Genomic DNA, 16961 nt, shown 5'->3' on the forward strand with positions numbered 1-16961 from the left:
AGCGAATGATAACGGAGCCGAAAGTAGTAGCAACAGAGGCGACGCTTGATCTGATCGAGCGACTTAAGACTAAGTATGGTCCCCTAATGTTTCACCAGTCTGGCGGGTGCTGTGATGGAAGTGCACCGATGTGCTTCATGGCTGGTGAGTTTAAGATAGGTGGTCAGGACGTATACCTCGGTGATATTGGCGCAATGCCATTCTATATGGGTGCTGCCCAATATGAATATTGGAAACATACGCAGCTTATTATCGACGTCGTACCTGGCCGTGGTGGTGGGTTTTCACTAGAAAGTCCAGAAGGAGTTCGATTTCTCACACGCTCGAGATTATTTAGTGAATAGTTTCAATTAAATGGTTTCAATGAGTTATGAAATTGATTCAATAAAATAAAGACGCTCTCAGTTTAATAAGGAGCGTTCTTTTTTTGTGAATAAGAAAGTATAAGTTTTACACCTATACTTTCTTATTTACCTTTAGAAACGCATCCGTTCTATTAGGAAGGCGAAGCCATTTCTTCTTGGACTGAGCGCAAACGAGAAGTGTGACTGGTAGATGTGATATAATAAGCATCGATTCTTCTAATATATATATGTTCAAAGGAGCAAGGCCTAATGAATATTGCTTTTTTTCTATTACCTAAACATGAAGTTGCTTATCTAACTCAACAATTTACACTGCGTCAAACGTTAGAGAAAATGGAGCATCATCGCTACACCTCCATCCCGATTCTGAGTAAAGACGGTAAATATATGGGGACGATTACTGAAGGTGATTTATTATGGTTCTTCAAAAATAATACAGAGCTTTCGCTTGAGAATGCACATCGCTTCCTAATATCTGAAGTTCCGATACAAAGGCCTAATCAATCCGTACGTATAGATGCGAATATGGATGACCTTATTAGTTTAGCTAAAGTTCAGAACTTTGTTCCTGTCGTAGATGATTCGGATATGTTTATCGGAATTGTTAGAAGAAGTGATATTATAGAATATTGTTCTAGCAAAATGTTTAGCTAAGGTTTCTTCTCTATCTTCCTAATTTCCAAATTGACATAATTATTCCAATATTGATAATATAGTTGTGTAGTGATTTGATTACTAGGAGGAAAAGTATTTGAAGAAGAAACTATTTTCTTTTCGCAAAATGCTAGTCACGTCAGTAGCATCTGCAATGTTAATTGCTCCAATGGCAACAGCTGCTGCCGCGGAAACAACGGGTCCTGATCTCAAATTACGGCTTATGGAGACGACTGACATTCATGTGAATGTAGTGAATTACGATTATTACAAAGACAACTTAACCGATGAGTTTGGTTTGGCCAAAACCGCGACTCTTATTAAAAAATACCGCGCAACAGCAAAGAACAGTATGCTCTTTGACAATGGAGACCTCATCCAAGGGAACCCACTCGGTGATGTAATGGCAAAGGTTAAACCACTTAAGGATGGAGAAACACATCCTGTTTTTAAAGCGATGAATCTATTAAATTACGATGTAGGAAATATTGGTAATCATGAATTCAACTACGGGTTAGATTTTCTGGAGCGCAGTCTCAAAGGCTCTAACTTCCCTTATGTGAACTCGAACGTCTATATCGATGATAAAGACACGAATGAGGGTAATGACAAGAACTACTTTGAGCCTTATACTATCCTGGATCGTACCTTTAAAGATGAGAAGGGTGTAGATCAGAAACTCAAAATTGGTGTCATCGGTTTTGTTCCACCCCAAATTTTGAACTGGGACAAGGCGAGTCTAGAAGGTAAAGTGACTACCAAAGGCATTATTGAATCCGCTAATAAATTTATTCCGCAGATGAAGAAGGAAGGCGCAGATTTAATTGTTGCGATTCCTCACTCTGGCTTCGGTCAGGTCGAGAGTGGTACTAGTGATGAGAATGCGGCTTATTTACTAAGTAAAGTACCTGGAATTGATGCAATCCTGTTCGGTCATTCGCATGTGGTGTTCCCGAATGAGAAATTCGTTGGTCCTCAAGGTGTAGATCTTGCCAAAGCAGGTGTGGATCTGAAGAAAGGAACGATTAATGGCGTTCCTGCTGTTGAGCCAGGCTTCTGGGGAGATAATCTTGGTGTCATTGATTTGAGCCTAAACAAGGTTGACGGTAAGTGGAAAGTGATTGATTCTCAATCAAGCGTTATTCCAATTTACGATAAAGCGAATAAGAAGTCACTTGTTGATGCTGATCAAGCAGTTTTAGATGCCGTGAAGTCGGAGCACGAAGCTGCGCTTGAGTATGTACGTGGAGCAGTAGGTAAATCAACCGCGCCGATTAATAGTTATTTTGCACTCATTCAAGATGATCCATCAATTCAGCTCGTCACTAACGCTCAGAAGTGGTACGTAGAGAAGAATATTAAAGGAACTGAACTCGATGGTGTTCCTGTATTATCTGCAGGTGCTCCATTTAAGGCAGGTGGCCGTAATGGTGTAAGTTATTATACGGATATTGCTGCTGGAGATTTAGCAGTTAAGAACATGGCTGACCTTTATGTTTATCCGAATACATTGTACGCGGTGTTGATTACAGGAGATTTGGTTAAAGATTGGCTTGAGCGTTCTGCAGGTCAGTTTAACCAAATTGATCCGAACAAAACAGAAGAGCAGCCTTTAATTAATGACAGCTTCCCAACGTATAACTTTGATGTAATTGATGGTGTGACTTATAAAATTGACGTCACTCAGCCTTCAAAGTTCGATACAGCAGGTAAACTGGTGAATAAAGATGCTAATCGTATTAAAGATCTACAGTATAATGGCAAGCCAATTAACACATCTGATAAATTTATCGTGGTAACGAATAATTATCGTGCAGGTGGTGGCGGTAAATTCCCAGGTGCTGTAGATAAGAATATTGTCATCAGTTCACCTGATGAGAATCGCCAAGTAGTTATCGACTACATAAGTGAGAATGGCACGATTAATCCAGCTGCTGATAATAACTGGTCGTTAGCACCGATTGATGGCAAAGTAAATGTAACTTTTGAAACTTCACCTAATGCCAAACAATATGCAGCTAATAACAGCGCCCTAACGTATATCGATACAAACAAAGAAACTGGATTTGCTAAGTATGCAATAAACACGGGTAAGGTGGAACCAACTAAGCCAACTACACCAGTAGATACCACTACAGATCCTTCAAAGCCTGCCAGTCCACAAGAAATCTATGTTGTTAAAGCCGGCGATGTTCTTTCCAAAATTGCTAAGGTGTATGGACTCGATTGGAGAGAGCTAGCTGAATACAATAAGCTCGCTAATCCTCATTTGATCTTCATTGGGCAACAAATTAAGATTCCAGCTACTAAATAGTTGGACATAAATCACAGCCCCCTAGAAGGATGATCTTCTAGGGGGCTGTTATGTGTTTATGGTTTATTATGGTACACGTATTGATTAAACCTAAATAAGCGTTTTAACTTATCCTGTTGTATAATAAGGAGCGTAGTAGTATTCGTGAAGTCTTGTTAGGAAAGTGAGGTTCCATCTGATATATGCTAAGAAACTTAACGGTATTTGATTTTGAGACAACTGGACTTGATCCACAGAAAGATAGAGTAATTGAAGTAGCAGCGATTCGAGTTATTGATGGAGTTGTAGCGAGTGAGTTTAGAACATTAATTCAATATGACGGTAAACTTGCTCCCAAAATAACGGAGATTACGGGGATTACGGATGAAGATCTACGTTATGGAATGGATGAAGTGACTGCCTTCAAAATATTGAATCGTTATCTCGGAGATAATATTCTAGTTGCACATAACGCAGCCTTTGATCTAGGGTTTCTACATTATACGCTTAAAAGATTAGCAGGCCGGTCATTTAATAATTCCTTTATTGACACGTTAACAATTAGCCGTGATCGCTCTATTTATCCCTATACATTAACTGAAATGTGCAATCGATATAACGTTCCTTTGGATGGTGCCCATCGAGCGCTCAATGATGTGAATGGTTGCTGGAAGCTATTAGAGGCTTTATATAACGAAGGACCAATTGATACATATGTCAATAAGCTCGGTTTCCTAAAGAAATATGGTCCGCCTAAATGGATGCCTGATTATGCAATACCTGTAGGACAAGTCAATGCATATGAGGATAAAATGAAGGGAAATGCATAAATCAAATCATAAGCCAACTATATAATTAGCGACTTTGGAGAGTAGTTCATCTTCAAGGTCGCTTTTTTGTATAGGTTGCATTAAATCTTATATACAGGGAAAACTGGAAAATAATATGAACTGGATAAACGGGAAGGAAAGCAAATATGGAGCTTAAATGGTATCAAAAGACATGGGTGATCGTGCTAATTATCATTTTATTTTTGCCTGCGGGTATCGTATTAGTTGTCATCAATAAGCGGTGGTCCGTTAACAGGCGCATTGTATGGATCGTAATTTCCACGTTAATTTACTTATGGTTGATCTATATAGCTTCACTCGACGGCATTAATATAGGATTTAAATAATCATATACCTCTATAAATTAAATAGCCTAACCGTATGTATCATACGATTAGGCTTCTTTAGGTGTAATGAATTAATTAGCGAAAGTCACGAACCTGTCAACAACACCATCAAGGAAGGTAAGTGTAGGCTCATCTGCAAGTCGACCATCTGAATCAATCTTGTTATGAACAGCTGAAATTAATACTTCATTTCCTCCAAGAGGCATCATTCTCACTGAAAACCCAGGGCTAGCTAGAATTTCGCGCAGATGAAGCTGAGCACGGATTGTTCCGAGCATTCCCATTGTAGCACCAATAATTAAGACGGGCTTACCAGTCATCACCTTATCTACACGTGAGAGCCAGTCAAGTGCATTCTTGAGTACGCTTGGAATGGACCAGTTATATTCAGGAGTAGCAATGAGGACAGCATCGCAACTCGCAATTTGCTTCTTAAAGGCTTGTACTGCTTCGGATGGATTTAATTCGTCATCTTGATTGTAATGTGGTAAGACAGCCAGATCAGCAAATTCAATTTCAAATTTATCTGCATAACGTTCTTGCATGGTTTTGACAATTTTTAAGTTGTATGAATCTTTACGTATACTTCCAACTAGCGCAACTATTCTCATAATATTCACTCCAATTCTTATATGTATCGTAGTAGTTTATTTACTTGTAGTAGTATACCCCTTCTTAATTCATTTGGCTATGTTATAACAATGGAACCATAATTACTATTTGACAATTCAAATGAAAAGACATAAGATAAAAATATACCCCCATGGGTATGTGATAAATTAATAACTACAAGTGTAAATAATAATTGAGCATAACGAAGGAGTGACTTGGAATGTCTGGTTTTAGAAGTCAAATGGCAGATGAAGTATTACAACGGATGTCTAAGGAAAATCTCAATATAGTGGATGTAAGAGAGCTTGATGAATGGGAAAGTGGACATATTCCAGGAGCCAAGCATGTACCGCTCAGCGAATTTGGTGATCATATTGATAAAATTGACGCAACTGTTGAAACGATTATCGTTTGTAGAAGTGGCGGACGAAGTGAAAGAGCTTGTGAGTATTTGGCCCAATCTGGGTACAATGTCGTTAATATGTTAGGTGGCATGAATGCATGGAGAGGCAACATTGTGGAAGGTGATTAATGATGAAGCAATATGAATATGACGTTAATATTAGTAAACGCCTGCGCCGAGTAGAAGGACAAGTACGTGGTGTTCTGCAAATGATGGATGATGGGAAGAATTGCAAAGAAGTTGTTAGTCAATTAACTGCGGTTCGTAATGCGGTGGATAAAGCTATTGCACATATTGTTGCTACGAATCTAAGTCAATGTATTATCGAAGAACAAGGTTCAGAAGAAGATATTAGTAAACTGGTTCAAGCAGCTGTTGAACTGATGATTAAGAGTAGGTGATCAAGAATGTCTTCTAATACCATCATATGGATTCTACTTGCGGTAGTTGTAGTTTTCTTCCTCTATACAAGATTTGGCTCTATTAGAGGCATGCGTAATATGAACGCAGTACAATTTCAAGAGGCATTGCAGAGTCAGCCTAATCGAATGCTGATTGATGTACGTGAGCCAAGTGAATTCAAAGGCGGGCATATTGCTGGTGCTGTTAATTTACCACTCTCTAAATTCGATCAATCCATTACAAATATTTCGCATGATAAGCAGCTCTTTATTTATTGCCAGAGCGGTATGCGTAGCCGGCAAGCGGGCCGGATTCTTAGTAAGAAGGGGTATACCAATCTTGTGAATCTCCAAGGTGGTTTCCTAAGCTGGAAAGGTAAGATAGCTAAATAGATCATTAAGAGAACAGTTTTCTATTCGTAGAAAGCTGTTTTTTATTTGTCATAGAATATTCAAAATTATCAAATAAAATAGTACAATAAGGTTATGGAATATGTTATAGGGAGTTGGACGTATGGTTAACCAGATGGTTTATATAAATATAGTCATTTCTATTTACCTTATCATTGGCATTATTCTAGCTGTTAGGGAGCAAAAGGAACTTAAAGATCTGCTAGAATCAGGTGATCTAGGTATCGATGATTTAAGTATGGAGAAGAATGTATTAAATGAAATGAGAGTTATGCTAGAAGATGTAACGATTCAGAACCACCCCAAGCTAGAAGATTATCGTAGGAAATTCAAGCAATTAGAAGATCGTGTACAGGAAGTAGAACTCAAACGCAATCGACTGAGAATTAGAAATTTACGTTTGGTCGAAAAACTCCGTAATCAGGAACGTGCCCTTGGAGATAAGTTCTGGCGCAGCTTATTTCTCAAAAGAGCGTTCTTATGGTTTCCACAAGGAATTCAAGATTACTATCGAAGAATGAAGAATTAAGAATAGTTGGCGGACGGTCATAAATGGATAACTGTTGAGGGATACCTCAACAGTTTTTTTATTCAGCACAACGAAGGGCAATAGCCGTCGCATGGAACATGCGATCATCATAATGTGCAAGAAGCTAATGTTTAATTTGTGAAGTTTATTTATGCTTCTTATGGAAGGCGGTTAGCTGCATGGCGTTAACAGAGCGGCAACTTATCATTCCAAACGATGGGCGCAGATTACTAGAGAAGGATATATGGAGTAATCAATTTGTGGATGCATTCCTGATTAAACGAGGTGTTAGAGTACCTATTAAGGTGAGATATCGTGGTGGACATACACGGGAATATCCGAAGCGATCTTATGAAATAGTGGATGGATCTACTACAGTTCATTTAAATGCAGAGTATGATGATCCTTCATTAATTCGTAACGCCTTGTCCTTTCAGTTTTTCAATTGGATTGGAGTTCCTTGTTCGAGAACTGCCCATTGTCATTTAATTCTAGATGGACGAAGTGCAGGAGTTTATTTGGAGCTTGAATCGGTTGATCCTAAATTTTTTGCTCACCGACGTATTTCAGTGCGATCTTTGTTTTATGCTGTAAATGACAGGGCAAATTTTAGCTTAATCAATCCGGATACAGGGAAACGCAAGGATACCTTATTTAAAGGGTACGCCCTTGAGATAGGTAATGATATAGATCGACGAAGGTTAATACAGTTCATTTCTAAGTTAAACAAACTAAAAGGCAAATCCTTGTACAATCATTTAACCTCAAGGCTTGATATTGATAACTATCTTCACTGGCTTGCAGGAGCTGTATTTACGGGTAATTATGATGGATTTGATCAGAATTATTCGTTGTATGAACATAGGAATCGTCATGTATTTCGAATTATTCCGTGGGATTATGAAGGTACTTGGGGTCGCAATTGCTTTGGAAAGGTAGTTAGTAGTGATTTGGTTCGAATAACGGGCTATAATCGATTAACCTCAAACCTGCTTAAATACGCAAGTATTCGCAGTAGATATAAAGTTATTCTGAAGGATATCCTGGATCATACATTTCTTGCCGATCGAATTGTGGATAAAGTCAACCAGATGTATGACCAAATTGCTTACTATGTATATAAAGATCGAGATCGTAAATGGTCGACACAAATATTTGCTAAGGAACCGCAGATAATTCGGAACTATATACGGGAGCGTAGAGAGATTATTGCAGAAGATCTTGAACGTTTATAGCTAAATAACAAATGATTTTCTAATTAGAGGTCGCATCTATGGTGCGATTTTCTTGTTTTGTATGATTTTGAAAGGTGATACATATCACCTAAACACACTCTTAATTGGCCTAATTAAGAACTTAATCTAAGAATTTCTGCAAACATACTTGAATTTGTGTTATGAAGGGAGTAATATTAAATTAAAATCTGAAATTTCAGTTTACAGATTACTTAACTACAAAAGCGAAGGGAGGAGAGAGCATGTATGAAATAGAGCATACCGAGCTTTCGGAAAAAGTATATAATTTGCTCAAAAAAATGATTTTAAACCGTGAATTTATTGGCGGGCAAAGGCTTGATCTGAATGACTTATCGCAAAAAATGAACATTAGCCGAACGCCTTTAAAGGATGCTGTTAACCGTTTAGTTCTTGAGGGTTTAATGGAAGTGAAACCTCGGTCGGGGACATTTGTCACGAGCTTGAAAATTTCGGACATCGAGGAAGTTTCTGAAATCCGCTTAATGATTGAGCAGTGGTGTGTATCTCATCTTACTGAGTTGAAAACACAAAAACTTGTTAAAACGCTAGAAGAAATCCTTGAAAAGTTTAAAGAGACATTGGGCGTAAAGCCATTCCCATTTGAGAGTTTTCTTGAACTTGATGTTAGGTTCCATCATGAAATTGTTCAGACTGGGGACAATCAACGTATGGTGGAGCAATATAGGTCAATAAACAGTTTTCTGCATGCGTCAAGAATCTACTTCTTTCAAAGCTATGAGAGGTCTTTTTCCGGTCATGACGAGCACATTGCGATTGTGCAAGCATTAAAGCGTTACGATTTGCAAGAAGCGAGTCAGAAGATAGAAGACCACATTACTACTAGTAAGATCAATATGATTGCTAACTTGCATGAAAATGGAGGGGTCTTATAAATGATTCCCTTTCTATTTTTTACTAAATCTGAAATTTCACATTATAGATTTTAATATTTTATAAAAAGGAGATTAAAACATGAACAATACAAAAGCTACTTCCATTGCAGGTTACGATTTCGATTTCTTGGAGCAGAAATTATATTCAGCCGTGATTGGCGATATTTTGGACGATCTTGGTTACCGGAATCAAACTTTCGGTGCGGGACTACGATTAATTGATCCGAATTTGAAAATAAGCGGGCGCTCTTTCACAGCCCAAGCAACAAAGGTATTTTCGATTCCAGCGGAGCCTTACAAGCTGCAAATGGAAGCCATCGACGCAGTTTCACCAGGTGAAGTATTTGTCGTTTCTACAGGGGCGCCTGATGAAGCTGCTTTCTGGGGTGAGTTGATCGCAACAGCATGTCGAGCACGCGGAGGCAGAGGCGCAATCGTTGATGGTTTAAACCGCGATACAGCCAAAATCATGGAAATGAAATTTCCTTTAGCTGCAAGAGGTCAAGTACCTACGGATTCGAAGGGTAGAGTTAATCTTATATTTTACCAACAGCCGATCGAAATCGATGGAGTAAGGATCCATCCTGGCGATTACGTGTTTGCGGATATCGACGGTATTGTGTTCGTTCCTCAGGATATTGAGGAGGAAGTGATTAAGAAGTCGCTGGAAAAGGTTGAAGGTGAGAATTTGGTAAGGAAGGCCTTACAGGACGGCATGCTATGCACGGAAGCTTTCAAAACCTTTGGAATTTTATAAAAAAATATAGGACTTATTTATTTTATTTTACATAGAGGAGCTGTTGTCATGAAGCTAGGTCTTGGACTATATCGTGATCGATTGACGAAAGACAATTTTCAGTTTGCCAAACAAGCCGGATGTACCCATATCGTTGCTCATTTGGTTGACTATTACAATGGTGTCGAAGGTTTGCCATCTACGGACAAAGACCGTAACATGGGAATTGCAAGGCCAAACGAAGATATATGGTCATATGAAAGCCTGCTAGCCTTAAAGAAATCGATGAATGATGAAGGTTTAGAATTCGAAGCCATCGAAAACTTTAGTCCTGCGGATTGGTACGATATCCTCATGGATGGCCCTAAGAAAAAGGAACAGATCGAGCACTTAAAGCAGATCGTTCGCAACGTTGGGAGAGCTGGAATTCCGATCATAGGGTACAATTTCAGCATTGCTGGAGTTTGGGGACATGTGAACCGGGCTGTCGCCCGTGGGGGAGCCGTCACTGCAACATTCAACCTCCAAGAAGGGCCGGAGCAAACACCAATTCCAAACGGGCAAATCTGGAATATGACATATGATTTTAACGCACCCAAAGGTTTCATCCCCCCGATTTCCTCGGCTGAGCTCTGGGAGAGACTTGATTATTTCCTGAAGGAGCTTGTTCCCGTTGCCGAAGAGGCTGGTGTAAGATTAGCCGCACACCCAGATGATCCACCGATGCCTACAATTCGTGGATATGGCCGTTTAGTGAACCAGCCTCATTTGTATCAGAGACTGCTTGATATCGTCCCAAGCCATAGCAACGCACTAGAGTTCTGCATGGGGACTTTGCAGGAAATGACGGAAGGTAACGTTTATGAAGCCATCGACCAGTACAGTAAGCAGCATGCAATCGGCTATGTGCACTTTCGCAATGTGATCGGCAAAGTGCCAAATTATCAGGAAGTGTTCGTTGACGAGGGAGATATTGATATGGTCAAGGCGCTTCGTATCTTTAAGAAAAATAATTTTGATGGCGTTTTCATTCCTGATCATACGCCACAAATGACGTGCAAAGCACCTTGGCATGCAGGAATGGCGTATGCACTAGGGTATATGAAGGCTGCACTATCAATCGTGAACAACGAATAGAGGATCGGAGGGGAGATCATATGTTTACGGATTTAAAAGGAAAAGTTGCGGTTATAACCGGTGCATCGAAAGGGATTGGGCGTGGGATTGCGCTTCGATTCGGGCAGGAGAAAATGAAGGTCGTTGTTAACTATCATCATGATTCTGAACAGGCCGATATTGTGGTGGAAGAGGTAAAGAAGGCTGGAGGCGACGCAATTTCTGTTCGCGCCGATGTAAGCAAAGAGGATGAGATCAAACGACTTATTATGATGGCTATAGATACATTCGGAAGTCTAGACGTCCTTGTCAATAATGCCGGGATTCAAACTACTTGTCCATCCCATGAATTAAGTCTGGATGATTGGCATAAAGTCATGGATACCAACTTAACCGGCGCCTTCGTTAGCTGTCGTGAAGCCATCAAGTACATGCTAGCGAATAACATTCAAGGGAATATTATTAATGTGTCGAGTGTCCATCAAAAAATTCCAAAGCCGTTCCATGCTCATTATGCTTCCAGCAAAGGCGGGTTAAGGTTGCTAACAGAGACGCTAGCTCTCGAATATGCGCCTCACGGTATCCGTGTGAATACGATCGCACCCGGTGCTATTGCAACGCCTATGAACGAACATATTCTCTCCGACCCGAAGCAAAATGAAGACGTACTTTCGCTGATCCCAATGAATCGAGTAGGCGAACCAAAGCAGATTGCATCTGCAGCAGCATGGTTAGCTTCTGAGGAAGCTAGTTATGTCACCGGAGTTACGCTCTTTGTCGATGGTGGAATGACACTGTACCCATTCTTTTTGAAAGGATAAAATGCAGATGGATTATTACCGTAAGCAAAGAAATTATGGCTGTCGCGTTCATGATCAGTATACCTATATGGGAATGAGGACCGTAGTTTTGGAAAATGAAAGAATACGTCTTTCAATCCTGGTAGATAAAGGGTCAGAGATTTTTGAGTTCTTATTGAAAAGCCGTGATTTGGATTTTATGTGGCTAACAGAAAATGGAGTAGATAATCCAAATAGGTATTTGCCGACATCCCCTGATTCCCAGTCCACTTATATTGACTATTACATGGGTGGATGGCAGGAGATATTTCCGAATGGCGGTGTCAGCAGTTCTTACCTTGGTGCTCAATTTGGTCAACATGGTGAAGTGGCTCATATGCCTTGGTCATACACGATTGAGATGGATACGCCGGATATCGTCTCCGTGACATTTTCAGTTAAAACAAAGAAAGTTCCTTTTAAACTGAGCAAGACGATTACTCTACACGCGAATTCGGCGAAAGTCGTCATTACGGAGGGAATTCAGAACTTAAGCGACGTACCTTTAAGGTATATGTGGGAACAGCATTTGGCTTTCGGTAAGCCTTTTTTAGAACCTGGGTGTAGTATCCGACTGCCCGAGGATATTAAAGTTATTGCTGACGAGCTGGATAATTCCCAGAAACAGACCGCACGAGTAAAACGTGGTATCCATCATGAATGGCCGTGGGTGGAGGAACCATCAGGAAATAGGATAGATCTGTCTATTCTTCCGCCAAAAGGCACCCCGTCAGATATTGTTTATCTGGAAGGATTTCGAGAAACGGGATGGTACCAAGTAGAAAATGCCCAGCTTGGTGCAGCTATTCGTGTGGAGTGGGATGCCAATACGATGCCGTACTTGTGGTATTGGCAGGAATTCGGAAGTATGACAGAATACCCTTGGTTTGGTAGGCATTATAATATTGGGTTAGAGCCCTTTTCGAGCTATCCGACTCATGGATTATCCGAGGCTGTACGCAATGGAACAGCGGGGTATATTCAAGGTGGAGAGACAAAGAAATTTTCGATGTCTGCAACTTTGTTTGAATTGTAGGACTTACGCATGCACTAATCCCTAAGCCGACATTTACATTTACAAATGAAATGTCGGCCAATTTGATTTATTACATATTGCTCATAACCCGCGATTTCATAGGCTGCCGTGAAGCGATCGGATTTATGTTAGAACATAACATAGAGCGTAGTATTATTATCCCGACCTGGACTATATTCTCTAATACGGTACATGTAAAATCCCCATCTTGAGGAAAGACGGGGATTGTTTCATTTACAAGACTGGTAAGTTAAAAATAATGATAACCAGTCCTTGATAGTTGGCTGTATGATCTAATACCTAATGTGTCGACATTCAGTAGTAATCGCTCTATTAAGCAAATAGGTAGATAACAGCTCTTTAAAGGCATTTTTGGAGGTATGTCGAAAATATAATAACTTATACTTTGTCATACTTTAATAAAATGAGGGGCGACTAGGAATGTATGAATATATAATTGATGAACAGTTAACTTTACAAATATTGCAGCCTTCCCATGTGAATGATTTATTTCATTTGACTGATACGAACCGAGAACATTTAAGACCATGGATGCCATGGGTTGATGGTACAAGAACCGTACAGGATTCGGAGGAATTCATCCGATTTACACTGAATAATCATGCGAATAATGCAGGGTTCACAACAGGTATTTTTAAAAATGGTCAATTATGTGGAGTAGTAGGTTTTCATCAACCTAACTTGATCGCACGCCATGTATCAATAGGGTATTGGCTTGGAGAAGATTTTCAGGGCAAGGGAATCATGACCAAAGCATGTCAGACCTTAATTTATTTTGCTTTTGAGGATTGGCATATGAATCGGATAGAAATACGTGTGGATGTTAAGAACGAACGCAGCAGGGCGATTGCGAATCGACTTGGTTTCACTCAAGAAGGTGTGCTAAGAATGATTGATTATGTAAATGAGAATTTTGTTGATATGGCTGTATACTCGCTACTGGCATCTGAGTGGTTAGCTGCTAATCAGGATGTTACAATAGACAACAGTTAACCTCTCGTAATAATTGGAATAAGTATATACATAAGAAGGAGTTTGGATAAATGCTGCTTGAAGTTATCGCAACGACAGTAGATGATGCAAGAATCGCCGCAGAGAGTGGGGCAGATCGGATTGAACTGATCACTGGGTTTATGGAAGGTGGCTTGACGCCAAGTATTGGTTTAATTGAGCAAACGGCACATTGTGTTAACATACCAGTACAAGTTATGGTGAGACCGCATAGTCGCTCATTTGTATATAGCGAAGCTGATTTACAGACAATGATTCGTGATATTAAAGCTATTCGTCAGTATGTCCGAGAAGGCGTAGGTATCGTACTAGGTGTGTTGACGAAGGAGCAGCAGGTTGATACAGCAGCACTTGAGCGCTTACTTGCTGCTGCAGAGGATATGGATGTAACCTTCCACCGTGCATTCGATGAAATTGCAGATCAAGAAGGGGCTTATGAACAATTGACGAACTATTCGCAAATTAAGCGTGTGCTGACATCAGGAGGCAAGCCTAGTGCGCTTCAAGCAATTGATCAGCTTAAACGACTTGAAGGATTGCGTAAGGACTCCCATATATCAATACTCGCTGGTGGAGGAATAAGTGTTGATTCGATTTTCTCATTTATCAGTGAAACAGGTGTACAAGAAATCCATTTGGGTACAGCAGTACGTGGACCACGGGGTGGATTAGATGAAGTAGAGGGTAGTAGAGTGCGCCAAGTGCGAGATCTTCTGGATGGAATTAAATGAACTCAGAACGATTAAAGTTGAAGGAACAAGGGATATTTAGGACAAGAGTGAGGTCAGAAAGACTTTCTGACTTCACGGCGTATTTGCTGAATGAAGGTATAACAAGCGATTCCCTCACATTCTTATGTGTTGGTACAGATCGATCTACAGGAGATGCGATAGGTCCAATTGTCGGTTCGCTGCTTGAGAAAGCGGGTTATTCGAATATCATTGGTACACTTGAGCAGCCATGCGACTCATCGAATCTAGCAGAACGTTTGACAGAGATTCGCCCTGGGCACAAAGTGCTTGCGATAGACGCTTGTTTAGGTCTTCCCTCTTCAGTGGGACAATTTCAAGTAGCAAATGGACCGCTTCTTCCAGGAAAGTCCCTAGGTAAAGGTCTCCCTCCTGTGGGCGATTATAGTATAGCGGCTATTGTTGGCATTGATGGCCCTAAAGCTTATGCTGTTCTACAAACGACCTCACTTTATCGCGTGATGATGATGGCTCAGGCTATTTCGAATGCGATTATTAATGTCATTCCGCCACTTATTGAAATGAAAGATTAATAGAATGATTGATAGCTTGCATTAATTTAGAGGGTGTGATTGCAACATGAGTTACGGTATGCGGGGTGGAGCCTTCAGAGGTCCTTCTGAGAAATTGACTCCTGCTTCAGTTAAAGATGTTTCTCTTAAACGAGTCTGGCGTATGTTTAAAGATTACAAGCGATCACTGTTATTTATTATATTTCTAGCTTTACTTGGTGCTGTTATCGGACTTCTTCCTCCTCTTGTTATGAAAGAAATTATTGATACGGCGATTGTGCAGAGTGACATGCGCTTACTTGCTTGGCTTGCCTTTCTGATGGTGTTTCTTCCTGTGCTTAGTGGTGTACTTGGCGTGTGGCAGAATTATTTAAATACGAAAGTAGCTCAAGCTGTTATGCGAGATCTCCGTATTAGCTTATTTCGTAATTTACAACGTCAGTCCATGGGCTTCTTCACCGCATCGCGTTCTGGTGAAGTGATTCAACGTGTAACTGATGATGTACAGGCAGTTCAAAGTGTTGTTACGAATGTGGTCGTATCTTCAATTACACAGCTAACCATCGTATTAACGACAATTGGCATTTTGTTTGCACTTGATTGGAGACTGGCTATTATCTCGGTCATTATCTTGCCGTTATTCATGTTACCCGTTCGTAAGGTGGCGGGGATTCGCAAGAAACTACGTAATGAAACACAGAAGATTAGGGCGACGATGTCCTCTCAGCTTGGAGAAATATTCGGTGTGTCTGGTGCACTATTAACCCGAATTTTTGGCCGTGAACAAAGTCAGGAACGTGAATTCAGTCAACTTAATGATAGTGTGATGAATCTAGAAGTGAAGTTGAGTCTGATGGGCAGATGGTTTCTCATGTTCGTGACGGTACTTGGACCATTAGGTACCGCACTGATTTATTTATATGGTGGCTACGCTGTTATACAGAAAACGATGACGATCGGTGAAATTGTAGCATTTACAGCGTATTTAGGTAGACTATATGGTCCTTTCGGAACATTGCTGAATCTCAATGTAGAGGTTGGAACATCACTTGGGGTGTTTAAACGTATTTTTGAATATGTGGATATGAAAGCGGATGTAGTTGAAAAGAATCATGCCAGCGATCTGCCTCCAGCGGAAGGCCGTATCACATACCGCAATGTGTCGTTTGCCTATGAGCAAGGCACTAACGTGCTTCATGATATTTCATTAGAAGCATTGCCTGGGGAGATGGTCGCACTCGTGGGCCCTAGTGGTGCAGGTAAATCGACCTTAATTGGGATGATTGCAAGATTATATGATCCAACTCAAGGCGTTGTTGAGATTGATGGTTATGATTTGAAAGGGTTGAAACTACAATCTCTTCGTAGTCAAGTTGCGTATGTTACACAGGAATCATTCCTATTCCATGCTTCAATCCGTGATAATCTAATATTCGCTAAGGAAGATGCAACGCAGGAACAATTGGAAGAGGCTTGCCGCAAAGCCTATATCCATGAACTAATTGCAAGTTTACCAGATGGGTACGATACGATGGTCGGTGAACGTGGTCACCGCATGTCTGGTGGTGAGCGTCAGCGTGTTGCTATAGCACGAGCGATTCTTAAGAATCCACGTGTACTTATCTTGGATGAAGCAACATCACATCTGGATTCAGAATCTGAATCTTATGTACAAGCTGCTCTTCAAGATTTGATGGTCGGACGAACAACACTAGTCATTGCACATCGTTTATCTACCATTTTGGCTGCTGATCAAATTCTAGTACTTGCAGATGGACAAATCGTTGAACAAGGAACACATTTGGGGCTGTTACAACAAGAAGGACTTTACGCTAGACTATTCCATACCCAGTTCGATGGAGGCATAGCAACTTGATCATCAGCCCAAATTCATATAGCATTTATAACGAATGTATGGTGCCCGTTTGTATATAGCATTGAATAAAA

At 40.4% G+C, this 16961-nt stretch carries 20 protein-coding genes; 19 read left to right on the forward strand and 1 reads right to left on the reverse strand.

Features of this window, described 5'->3' with window-relative positions; genetic code table 11:
• Positions 1–5 precede the first annotated feature (5 nt).
• From AC1DOK_RS10935 to AC1DOK_RS10955, 5 genes are all read left to right on the forward strand, one after another.
• Positions 6–344 carry a DUF779 domain-containing protein gene (locus tag AC1DOK_RS10935; protein ID WP_477554300.1) on the forward strand — a complete coding sequence of 113 codons (339 nt, stop codon included), beginning with the start codon at positions 6–8 and terminating at the stop codon, positions 342–344.
• Between the two features lie 270 nt (positions 345–614).
• A complete protein-coding gene (locus AC1DOK_RS10940) occupies positions 615–1019 on the forward strand; it encodes a CBS domain-containing protein (RefSeq protein WP_477554301.1) in 405 nt (134 codons plus the stop codon).
• Positions 1020–1146: 127 nt separating this feature from the next.
• Positions 1147–3333: a bifunctional 2',3'-cyclic-nucleotide 2'-phosphodiesterase/3'-nucleotidase gene (locus tag AC1DOK_RS10945; protein WP_477554355.1), complete on the forward strand. Its 2187-nt coding sequence runs from the start codon at positions 1147–1149 to the stop codon at positions 3331–3333.
• A gap of 182 nt (positions 3334–3515) precedes the next feature.
• On the forward strand, positions 3516–4142 hold the full coding sequence (locus AC1DOK_RS10950; protein ID WP_477554302.1) for a 3'-5' exonuclease: 627 nt from the start codon (positions 3516–3518) through the stop codon (positions 4140–4142).
• A 146-nt stretch (positions 4143–4288) separates the two neighbouring features.
• Positions 4289–4489, forward strand: coding sequence for a hypothetical protein (locus AC1DOK_RS10955; RefSeq protein WP_477554303.1), 201 nt, complete (start codon positions 4289–4291; stop codon positions 4487–4489).
• Between the two features lie 71 nt (positions 4490–4560).
• Here AC1DOK_RS10955 and AC1DOK_RS10960 read toward each other — a convergent pair whose 3' ends face one another.
• A complete protein-coding gene (locus AC1DOK_RS10960) occupies positions 4561–5100 on the reverse strand; it encodes an NADPH-dependent FMN reductase (RefSeq protein WP_477554304.1) in 540 nt (179 codons plus the stop codon).
• Between the two features lie 221 nt (positions 5101–5321).
• Here AC1DOK_RS10960 and AC1DOK_RS10965 point away from each other — a divergent pair, with 221 nt between their 5' ends.
• The 14 genes from AC1DOK_RS10965 to AC1DOK_RS11030 all read left to right on the forward strand — a co-directional run bounded on the left by AC1DOK_RS10965 (position 5322) and on the right by AC1DOK_RS11030 (position 16890).
• Positions 5322–5633: a rhodanese-like domain-containing protein gene (locus AC1DOK_RS10965; protein ID WP_477554305.1), complete on the forward strand. Its 312-nt coding sequence runs from the start codon at positions 5322–5324 to the stop codon at positions 5631–5633.
• Positions 5634–5635: 2 nt separating this feature from the next.
• A complete protein-coding gene (locus AC1DOK_RS10970) occupies positions 5636–5905 on the forward strand; it encodes a metal-sensing transcriptional repressor (RefSeq protein WP_477554306.1) in 270 nt (89 codons plus the stop codon).
• 6 nt (positions 5906–5911) lie between these two features.
• Positions 5912–6298 carry a rhodanese-like domain-containing protein gene (locus AC1DOK_RS10975; protein ID WP_477554307.1) on the forward strand — a complete coding sequence of 129 codons (387 nt, stop codon included), beginning with the start codon at positions 5912–5914 and terminating at the stop codon, positions 6296–6298.
• Positions 6299–6419: 121 nt separating this feature from the next.
• A complete protein-coding gene (locus AC1DOK_RS10980) occupies positions 6420–6845 on the forward strand; it encodes a hypothetical protein (protein WP_477554308.1) in 426 nt (141 codons plus the stop codon).
• 179 nt (positions 6846–7024) lie between these two features.
• The gene (locus tag AC1DOK_RS10985; RefSeq protein WP_477554309.1) at positions 7025–8080 is read left to right on the forward strand and encodes a CotH kinase family protein; all 1056 of its coding nucleotides are present in this window, start codon (positions 7025–7027) and stop codon (positions 8078–8080) included.
• 242 nt (positions 8081–8322) lie between these two features.
• Positions 8323–8994, forward strand: coding sequence for a GntR family transcriptional regulator (locus tag AC1DOK_RS10990; RefSeq protein ID WP_477554310.1), 672 nt, complete (start codon positions 8323–8325; stop codon positions 8992–8994).
• 79 nt (positions 8995–9073) lie between these two features.
• A complete protein-coding gene (locus AC1DOK_RS10995) occupies positions 9074–9751 on the forward strand; it encodes an RraA family protein (protein WP_477554311.1) in 678 nt (225 codons plus the stop codon).
• A gap of 48 nt (positions 9752–9799) precedes the next feature.
• Positions 9800–10867, forward strand: coding sequence for a mannonate dehydratase (locus AC1DOK_RS11000; protein ID WP_477554312.1), 1068 nt, complete (start codon positions 9800–9802; stop codon positions 10865–10867).
• A 20-nt stretch (positions 10868–10887) separates the two neighbouring features.
• Positions 10888–11667: a glucose 1-dehydrogenase gene (locus tag AC1DOK_RS11005; protein WP_477554313.1), complete on the forward strand. Its 780-nt coding sequence runs from the start codon at positions 10888–10890 to the stop codon at positions 11665–11667.
• A gap of 73 nt (positions 11668–11740) precedes the next feature.
• Positions 11741–12721 (forward strand): DUF4432 family protein, encoded by a 981-nt coding sequence (locus AC1DOK_RS11010; protein WP_477554356.1) that lies wholly within the window; start codon positions 11741–11743, stop codon positions 12719–12721.
• A gap of 441 nt (positions 12722–13162) precedes the next feature.
• Positions 13163–13735: a GNAT family N-acetyltransferase gene (locus AC1DOK_RS11015; protein ID WP_477554314.1), complete on the forward strand. Its 573-nt coding sequence runs from the start codon at positions 13163–13165 to the stop codon at positions 13733–13735.
• 50 nt (positions 13736–13785) lie between these two features.
• Complete coding sequence (locus AC1DOK_RS11020) at positions 13786–14484, forward strand: copper homeostasis protein CutC (protein ID WP_477554315.1); 699 nt, start codon at positions 13786–13788, stop codon at positions 14482–14484.
• A complete protein-coding gene (yyaC, locus tag AC1DOK_RS11025) occupies positions 14481–15035 on the forward strand; it encodes a spore protease YyaC (protein WP_477554316.1) in 555 nt (184 codons plus the stop codon). Before AC1DOK_RS11020 ends, yyaC begins: the two co-directional genes overlap by 4 nt.
• Positions 15036–15081: 46 nt before the next feature.
• Positions 15082–16890, forward strand: a complete 1809-nt coding sequence (locus AC1DOK_RS11030; RefSeq protein ID WP_477554317.1) for an ABC transporter ATP-binding protein — start codon at positions 15082–15084, stop codon at positions 16888–16890.
• Positions 16891–16961: the final 71 nt, after the last annotated feature.

This window comes from Paenibacillus sp. P5_B5 (assembly GCF_056400365.1).

Coding starts and splice junctions, on each gene's coding strand:
- AC1DOK_RS11010 (WP_477554356.1), top strand. CDS start 11,741: ATGAGGACCGTAGTTTTGGAAAATGAAAGAATACGTCTTTCAATCCTG.
- AC1DOK_RS10960 (WP_477554304.1), bottom strand. CDS start 5,100: ATGAGAATAGTTGCGCTAGTTGGAAGTATACGTAAAGATTCATACAAC.
- AC1DOK_RS11015 (WP_477554314.1), top strand. CDS start 13,163: ATGTATGAATATATAATTGATGAACAGTTAACTTTACAAATATTGCAG.
- AC1DOK_RS11000 (WP_477554312.1), top strand. CDS start 9,800: ATGAAGCTAGGTCTTGGACTATATCGTGATCGATTGACGAAAGACAAT.
- AC1DOK_RS10990 (WP_477554310.1), top strand. CDS start 8,323: ATGTATGAAATAGAGCATACCGAGCTTTCGGAAAAAGTATATAATTTG.
- AC1DOK_RS10935 (WP_477554300.1), top strand. CDS start 6: ATGATAACGGAGCCGAAAGTAGTAGCAACAGAGGCGACGCTTGATCTG.
- AC1DOK_RS10985 (WP_477554309.1), top strand. CDS start 7,025: ATGGCGTTAACAGAGCGGCAACTTATCATTCCAAACGATGGGCGCAGA.
- AC1DOK_RS11020 (WP_477554315.1), top strand. CDS start 13,786: ATGCTGCTTGAAGTTATCGCAACGACAGTAGATGATGCAAGAATCGCC.
- AC1DOK_RS10995 (WP_477554311.1), top strand. CDS start 9,074: ATGAACAATACAAAAGCTACTTCCATTGCAGGTTACGATTTCGATTTC.
- AC1DOK_RS10940 (WP_477554301.1), top strand. CDS start 615: ATGAATATTGCTTTTTTTCTATTACCTAAACATGAAGTTGCTTATCTA.
- AC1DOK_RS10975 (WP_477554307.1), top strand. CDS start 5,912: ATGTCTTCTAATACCATCATATGGATTCTACTTGCGGTAGTTGTAGTT.
- AC1DOK_RS10955 (WP_477554303.1), top strand. CDS start 4,289: ATGGAGCTTAAATGGTATCAAAAGACATGGGTGATCGTGCTAATTATC.
- AC1DOK_RS11005 (WP_477554313.1), top strand. CDS start 10,888: ATGTTTACGGATTTAAAAGGAAAAGTTGCGGTTATAACCGGTGCATCG.
- yyaC (WP_477554316.1), top strand. CDS start 14,481: ATGAACTCAGAACGATTAAAGTTGAAGGAACAAGGGATATTTAGGACA.
- AC1DOK_RS11030 (WP_477554317.1), top strand. CDS start 15,082: ATGAGTTACGGTATGCGGGGTGGAGCCTTCAGAGGTCCTTCTGAGAAA.
- AC1DOK_RS10950 (WP_477554302.1), top strand. CDS start 3,516: ATGCTAAGAAACTTAACGGTATTTGATTTTGAGACAACTGGACTTGAT.
- AC1DOK_RS10945 (WP_477554355.1), top strand. CDS start 1,147: ATGCTAGTCACGTCAGTAGCATCTGCAATGTTAATTGCTCCAATGGCA.
- AC1DOK_RS10970 (WP_477554306.1), top strand. CDS start 5,636: ATGAAGCAATATGAATATGACGTTAATATTAGTAAACGCCTGCGCCGA.
- AC1DOK_RS10965 (WP_477554305.1), top strand. CDS start 5,322: ATGTCTGGTTTTAGAAGTCAAATGGCAGATGAAGTATTACAACGGATG.
- AC1DOK_RS10980 (WP_477554308.1), top strand. CDS start 6,420: ATGGTTAACCAGATGGTTTATATAAATATAGTCATTTCTATTTACCTT.